This is a genomic window from Streptomyces sp. (assembly GCF_050698815.1).
Taxonomy (GTDB): domain Bacteria; phylum Actinomycetota; class Actinomycetes; order Streptomycetales; family Streptomycetaceae; genus Streptomyces.
On sequence record NZ_JBOHCV010000663.1, the window covers coordinates 1 to 6132 of the forward strand.

Annotated in this window: 9 protein-coding genes and 1 pseudogene; 3 read left to right on the plus strand and 7 right to left on the minus strand. The window is 70.1% G+C overall.

All coding sequences use genetic code 11. The features are described from left to right. Window positions 1-688: EAL domain-containing protein (locus ACRDP3_RS23805; RefSeq protein WP_431519046.1), on the plus strand; the 688-nt coding region annotated here is incomplete at its 5' end. Here ACRDP3_RS23805 and ACRDP3_RS23810 read toward each other — a convergent pair. Together ACRDP3_RS23810 and ACRDP3_RS23815 are read right to left on the minus strand one after the other, a co-directional pair. Further along, window positions 669-1037 (minus strand): MmcQ/YjbR family DNA-binding protein, encoded by a 369-nt coding sequence (locus ACRDP3_RS23810; protein WP_431519047.1) that lies wholly within the window; start codon window positions 1035-1037, stop codon window positions 669-671. The genes ACRDP3_RS23805 and ACRDP3_RS23810 overlap by 20 nt on opposite strands. Before the next feature lie 16 nt (window positions 1038-1053). Next, on the minus strand, window positions 1054-1995 hold the full coding sequence (locus tag ACRDP3_RS23815) for an alpha/beta fold hydrolase (protein WP_431519048.1): 942 nt from the start codon (window positions 1993-1995) through the stop codon (window positions 1054-1056). A gap of 1 nt (window position 1996) precedes the next feature. On the opposite strand from ACRDP3_RS23815, the gene ACRDP3_RS23820 reads away from it, so the two are divergent. Together ACRDP3_RS23820 and ACRDP3_RS23825 are read left to right on the plus strand one after the other, a co-directional pair. Beyond that, window positions 1997-2149, plus strand: a complete 153-nt coding sequence (locus tag ACRDP3_RS23820) for a hypothetical protein (RefSeq protein ID WP_431519049.1) — start codon at window positions 1997-1999, stop codon at window positions 2147-2149. A 268-nt stretch (window positions 2150-2417) separates the two neighbouring features. Then, a complete protein-coding gene (locus ACRDP3_RS23825; protein ID WP_431519050.1) occupies window positions 2418-3620 on the plus strand; it encodes an acyl-CoA dehydrogenase family protein in 1203 nt (400 codons plus the stop codon). A gap of 29 nt (window positions 3621-3649) precedes the next feature. Here ACRDP3_RS23825 and ACRDP3_RS23830 read toward each other — a convergent pair whose 3' ends face one another. From ACRDP3_RS23830 to ACRDP3_RS23850, 5 genes and pseudogenes are all read right to left on the minus strand, one after another. Continuing rightward, window positions 3650-4213 (minus strand): GAF domain-containing protein, encoded by a 564-nt coding sequence (locus ACRDP3_RS23830; protein ID WP_431519051.1) that lies wholly within the window; start codon window positions 4211-4213, stop codon window positions 3650-3652. After that, window positions 4203-4808: a GTP-binding protein gene (locus ACRDP3_RS23835; protein ID WP_431519052.1), complete on the minus strand. Its 606-nt coding sequence runs from the start codon at window positions 4806-4808 to the stop codon at window positions 4203-4205. Before ACRDP3_RS23835 ends, ACRDP3_RS23830 begins: the two co-directional genes overlap by 11 nt. Continuing rightward, a complete protein-coding gene (locus ACRDP3_RS23840; RefSeq protein WP_431519053.1) occupies window positions 4786-5169 on the minus strand; it encodes a DUF742 domain-containing protein in 384 nt (127 codons plus the stop codon). The genes ACRDP3_RS23835 and ACRDP3_RS23840 overlap by 23 nt, the downstream gene beginning before the upstream one ends. A gap of 8 nt (window positions 5170-5177) precedes the next feature. Beyond that, window positions 5178-5594, minus strand: coding sequence for a roadblock/LC7 domain-containing protein (locus ACRDP3_RS23845; RefSeq protein WP_431519054.1), 417 nt, complete (start codon window positions 5592-5594; stop codon window positions 5178-5180). Window positions 5595-5652: 58 nt separating this feature from the next. After that, window positions 5653-6132: pseudogene (locus tag ACRDP3_RS23850) on the minus strand (hypothetical protein); the annotation flags it as partial.

Genomic DNA, 6132 nt, shown 5'->3' on the forward strand with positions numbered 1-6132 from the left:
CGGCAGACTCGGCCCGGACCGGTTCATCCCGCTGGCCGAACACACCGGCCTCATCGTGCCGTTGGGCCGGTGGGTGCTGGAGCAGGCGGTGCGGCAGGCGTGCGCCTGGCACGCGCAGCGCGACGCGGGAAGCGCCGGCGGCGGCCCCGCCGATGACGGAGAGCCGCCGCTGCGGGTGAACGTCAATCTCTCGCCCCGTCAGCTGCATCACCCCGATCTGGTGCCCGACACCGTCGCCGTGCTGGAGGCCGCGGGGATGGCTCCTTCCTCGCTCTGCCTGGAGGTCACCGAGAGCGCACTGATAGGCGCCGACGAGGACGAACTGAAGCCGCTCCGGCAACTCGCCGAGCTGGGCGTCGACATCGCCCTGGACGACTTCGGCACCGGCTATTCCAACCTCGCCAACCTGCGCCGGCTGCCCGCCACCACGCTGAAGCTGGACCGGTCCTTCACCCAGGGGCTGCAGCGGCATCCGGCGGATCCGGTCGACGTGACCTTCGTGGAGGGGATCGTCTCGCTCGCCCACGCGCTGGGCCTGGCGGTCACCGTGGAGGGCGTGGAGACCGAGCATCAGGCCATCCGGCTGCGTGAACTGGGCTGCGACACGGCGCAGGGCTGGTACTACGCCCGCCCCGGGCCGCCGTCCGCCTTCGTGCAGGGATTCGCCGTCAGCCCTGTCCGTCCCTGAGCCGCTTCGGTGCCGCCTGGCGCCAGGAGTCGAGCAGGATGGCTCGCAGCTCCCCGACGTCCTCCAGCGCCGCCAGCCGGACCCGCAGGAAGTTGTAGTTGTCGTCGTGCCCGGGGACGACGAAGAACTTCTCGGGCTCGGCCTCGATCAGCTCACCCCGCTCCTCCCGCGGGCACTTCACCCCGATGGTGGTGTCGTCGTCGCCGAGCGAGACGAAGAGCTTGCCGGCCACCCGGAAGGTGGGCTGTCCCCAGGCGAGTTTCTCCGCCGTCCCAGGGAGCGCCAGCGCCTCCGTACGGACGTCGTCGGCGCTGACGCCGCCTCTCTCCCCGTGCTCCCCGTGCTCCACGGGTTCACCCTTCCGCTCAGACGTGCGCGTTCAGCCATTGCAGCAGGTCGTTGTGGACTTCGTCCCTGTTGGTCTCGTTGAGGATCTCGTGTCGGGCGCCGGGGTAGGCGCTCCAGCTCAGATCGCGCAGGCCCAGATAGCGGAAGTCCTCGAGAAGTTCGTAGACGAGTGTCATGCCCTGGTTGCAGGGGTCCTGGTCACCGACGGCGATGTGCACGGGCAGTTCGCGGGGGATCCGGCCCAGCTGCGCCGGGTCGTTGATCTTTCGGCTGCCGAGCACCCAGTCCAGCGACAGTCCCGCACTGAAGGGGAAGCCGCAGCGCTCGTCCGCCACGTAGACGTCCACCTCGTCCTCGTTCCGGGAGAGCCATTCGAAGCCGGTGCGGCGGGCGTAGGGGTCGTTGAAGGAACCGAAGAGGCCGGGCACGAAGCCGGAGGGAGCGTCCCGGCCGCCCCTCTCGATCTCACCCTCCAACTGGCGGATGTCCCGCTCCGGCTCGCTGCCGGGCAGCGAGCGGAAGGTGCCGGACAGCACGAGACCGGCCACGCCCTGCCCGTACTCCTGTGCGTAGTCGCGGGCCAGCTGAGACCCCATGCTGTGACCGAAGAAGACGAAGAGGGTGTCGCCGGGCAGTTCGGCGCGTACCCGGTCACCGACCGCCTTGAGGTCCTCGACCGTCGTCCGCCAGCCGCTCTCCCCCACCACTCCGTAGCCGCCGGTGTGCGCGGCGGTGGCACCGTGACCGCGGTGGTCCGAGGCGACGACGGCGTAGCCGTAGCGGCCGAGGAAACGGGCGAAGCGGTCGTAGCGCTGAGCGTGTTCGGCGGCGCCGTGGGCGATCTGGACGAGGGCCCGCGGCACCTTGCCGGCACCCTCCGCGTCGTCGGGCAGCCAGGTGTACGTGGCGACCTTGGTACCGTCCGCCGCCGTCGTGTGGTCCTGCCGTACGCCGCCCACGGTGTCCGCCTTCCCTCGGCTCGGATCGGACCGCTCGCCGACGATCACCGTACTGGGAGGCGGGGTCCGCGTGAAGGAGGTCGGCCGCCGCCGGCGGCGAGTCGGCGGGGCGTTCGCCGCGGGCGCCAACTCACTGCCGTCCGGCCAGATTTGACGGGAGCCAAGGGTAGTGGTGCTATGCCAGTGGGTAATGCTGGTGGGGTGCCGTGCGTGCCCCGGCGCGTCGGCAACCTCAGCTCCTGTCCCGCACAGCCCGGCGAGGATTGCAATAGGGAGGGTTTCGGCCAAAGCTTTCGCGTGATCTTGAACTTTCCGCGCGACCGTGGACGATACTGGTGGCGGCCAAGCCAGGGCGGGAGCGCGGCCGGTGAACGACCCTCCGCCCAACCCGAAGCGGAGGCACCCGCACAGAAGGGCTCGTCATGGAACGCTACTTCACGGACCAGCGCCACGAGCGGTTACGTGCACAGGTCCGGAAGTTCGCGGAGCGCGAGGTCATACCCCGGATACCCGAGATGGAGTCGACCCGTGCGGTCTCTGCCGGGCTGTCCCGGCTGATCGCCCGTCAGGGGTGGATCGGTGCCACGGTGCCGCGCGGATACGGAGGCATGGGCGCGGGTCATCTCGGCAAGACGGTGGTGATCGAGGAACTCTCCAGGGTGAGCGGCGCGATGGGCGCCATGGTGCAGGCGTCACAGCTCGGCGTGGCCAAGATCCTTCACTTTGGCAACGAAGAGCAAAAGAAGACGTGGCTACCGGCAATTGCCTCCGGCGACTGCCTGCCGACCATAGCCGTGACAGAGCCCGACTCCGGCGGCCATGTACTCGGAATGACCAGTTCCGCGGTACGCGACGGCGACGACTACATCCTCAACGGCAGCAAGGTCTACGTCGGCAACAGTCACGTCGGCGACCTGCACGGCGTCGTGGTGCGCACCGGACCGGGCTCCAAGGGCCTGTCCGCCTTCCTCGTGGAGTCGGACCGTCCCGGTTTCTCCCTCGGCGGCCAGCGACCCGCCATGGGGCTGCACGGCTTCAGCTTCGGTGAGCTGATCTTCGACAACTGCCGTGTCCCCGCGGCCAACCGGCTCGGCGAGGAGGGGGACGGCCTCGCGGTCGCCTACTCCTCCAGCATCCTCTACGGACGCGCCAACCTCACCGCCGTCTCCCTGGGCATCCACCAGGCGATCCTCGACGAGACGTCCGCCTTCTGCGCCGAGCGCCGGCGCTACGGTGCGCCGCTGGGCGACCTCGGCTCCATCAAGCTCAAACTGGGCCAGATGCAGTCCCGGCTGATGACGGCCCGCCTGGCCGCCTACCACGCCGTGCATCTGCTGGACCACGGGCTCCCGTGCGACGCGGAGCTGATGAACGCCAAGCTCGTGAACGTGGAGTACGCACTCGACTCGGCCCGCGACGCCATGGAGGTCCACGCCGCCTGCGGACTGTTCACCGACCGCCCCGTGGAGCGCTACCTGCGCGACGCGCACCACATCTTCGCCCCGGCGGGCACCTCCGACATCCAGCGGTTGCGCCTTGGCGAACTCGCCCTGGGCACCTCCAAGGGCTCCTGGTCGCAGCAGCTCAGCGAACTCGTCCGATGCGAGTCCGAGCTGGCCGGCTGAACCCGCAGCCGGCCGGAGGCCGGGCGCGGTCAGGGGCCCGTGTGCTCCCGCCTGTGGATCTGGTCCACCAGTTCGGCGGCCATGGACTTGATGGTCTCCAGCCCCTGCCGTCCCCACGGCCGGGGCTCCTGGTCGACCACGCACACGGTGCCCAGCGCCATGCCCGTACGGTCGATCAGCGGGGCACCGAGATAGGAGCGGATGCCGATCTCGTCCACCACCGGGTTCCCGGCGAACCGCGGATAGTCGCAGACGTCCTCCAGTACCAGCGCCTTGCGGCGCACGATGACGTGCGGGCAGTAGCCGTGGTCGCGCGCCATGACCCGGCCGACCGACGTGCCCGCGGAGGGGTCGAGTTCGACGGCCTGGTCGGCACCGGGCGCGTAGAGACCGGCGAAGTACTGACGGTGCTCGTCGATGAAGTTCACCATGGCGTACGGAGCGCCGGTCACCCGCGCCAGACTGCGCGCGAAGTCGTCGAACTCGGGGACCGGAGCCTCTCCCAGGCCCAGCTCACGCAGCCGGACGACCCGGTTGGGAGCCTCGGCGTCCTCGGGGGTCAGCAGCAGGTGGCTGGTGGGGTCAAACGACATCGGGGGCATGAGAGCTCCTAGTGTTGATCAGATGCTGGACGAGTGAGACGAGAACCTGCGTTCCGGAGCTGGCCTGCCGGGCATCGCAGAGCACCACCGGCACATCGGGCTTGAGGTCGATCGCGGCACGCACCTCGTCCGGCTCGTAACGGTAGGAGCCGTCGAACTCGTTGACCGCGACGATGAAGCTGATCCCACGCCGTTCGAAGAAGTCCACGGCCGCGAAGCAGTGTTCGAGCCGCCGGGTGTCGGCGAGCACCACCGCGCCCAGCGCTCCCTCGGACAGCTCGTTCCACATGAACCAGAAGCGCTGCTGGCCCGGGGTGCCGAAGAGGTACAGCATGTGGTCGGCGCTGAGCGTGATCCGGCCGAAGTCCATGGCGACGGTGGTGGTGGCCTTGTCCTCCACCCCGTCCAGGCTGTCGGTGGCTGCGCTGATCTGGGTCAGCAGCTCCTCGGTACTCAGCGGCTCGATCTCGCTCACAGCACCGACGAACGTGGTCTTGCCGACACCGAAACCCCCGGCGATGAGGATTTTCAGCGCGGTCGGGAACGGATCGGCACGGCTCACCTCAGAGTCGTTTACGTAGCCCATCCAGCACCGCCTCCAGCAGGTCTCGGTCGTTCGGGTTCGGGCCCAGCGGAGCGCGGGTCGGAGCACGCGAGGTGATCGCTCCGCAGTCCACCAGGTCGGAGAGCAACACCTTGGTGACCACAGCGGGCTGCGAGATCTGTGCGGCGATCTCGGCGACCGAGACGGGTCCGCCGCACAGACCCAGCACGTGGCTGTGGTCGGGGCCTAAGTAACTCTGCGGCCGGTCACCGGTGGCCATGACCAGGGTGAGCAGGTCGAATTGAGCCGAGGGCTTGGTACGCCCGTTGCTGACGGTGTACGGGCGGATCAGCCGCCCGGCGTCGTCGTCGAGCCACGGCCCCTCTCTGGGTTCCTCTCGCATCCGGGGCCTCAGTGTCCGGCCGGCTGTCGCGCGGGGGTCCCCAGATACGGCCGTACGCTCTTCACGAGCATGGCCATCTCGTAGCCCAGGACGGCCGCGTCCGCCTCCCGCCCGGCGAGCACCGCCAGGCAGGCGCCCTGCCCCGCTGTGGAGACGAAGAGCAGCGAGGTGTCCAGCTCGACCACCACTTGGCGCACGTCACCGCCGTCGCCGAACCGCATTCCGGCGCTGCGCGCCAGGGAGTAGAGCCCGGAGGAGAGCGCCGCCAGGTGGTCGGCGGTGTCCGTGTCCAGGCCGTGCACGGCCTTCACCAGGCCGTCCGAGGAGAGCAGCAGAGAGCTGCGCGCATGGGGTACGCGCTGGACGAGTCCGGTCAGCAGCCAGGAGAGGTCTGCCGTGTGGCCGATGGGGGCTTCGCTCACCATGATCGCGTTCTTCTCCTTCAAAGGCGGGGCCGAGAGCGGGCTGGGGGGCGGTGCCGCGCTAACGGGCAGGGCGGGTGGCGTCGTTGCCGTCGGAGTCCTCGGCGAGGGAGGTGCCGCGCCGGAACGCGGCCAGCAGGCCGGGATCGTGCCCCTGCTCCGTCTCGTCCCAGCCGGCGGAACCGGAGTCGTCGTGGCGCGGAGCGGGAGGAGCGTCACGGAGCTCGGGGGCGAGGTGCTCCTGGCGGCGGCGCTTGGGGAGTTCGGGCCGCTCCCCGTCCGCGACCGCGCTCGCCCGGGGCGGACGGACCCTCTCCGGCTCCGAGGCAGGGGCTTCCTGGGTACGGGCACGCTGCACCGGCTGCCGCCGGGCCAGGGGGGGCAGTGTTCCCGCTGAACCGGCTGAACCCGCTGAACCGGGCGGGCCGGGCGGGCCGGGCGGCGCGTACGGTCCGGGTGCTCCGGCCGGTGCGGGGACCGACTGCTGCGGGAGTTCCGCGCGCTCCGGCCCCACCCTCGACATCTGCGCGGTGCCCGGGGC

Excerpts from the sequence above, each read along its gene's own strand:
- ACRDP3_RS23825 (WP_431519050.1), top strand. The coding sequence starts at position 2,418 with ATGGAACGCTACTTCACGGACCAGCGCCACGAGCGGTTACGTGCACAG.
- ACRDP3_RS23830 (WP_431519051.1), bottom strand. The coding sequence starts at position 4,213 with ATGTCGTTTGACCCCACCAGCCACCTGCTGCTGACCCCCGAGGACGCC.
- ACRDP3_RS23835 (WP_431519052.1), bottom strand. The coding sequence starts at position 4,808 with ATGGGCTACGTAAACGACTCTGAGGTGAGCCGTGCCGATCCGTTCCCG.
- ACRDP3_RS23840 (WP_431519053.1), bottom strand. The coding sequence starts at position 5,169 with ATGCGAGAGGAACCCAGAGAGGGGCCGTGGCTCGACGACGACGCCGGG.
- ACRDP3_RS23845 (WP_431519054.1), bottom strand. The coding sequence starts at position 5,594 with ATGGTGAGCGAAGCCCCCATCGGCCACACGGCAGACCTCTCCTGGCTG.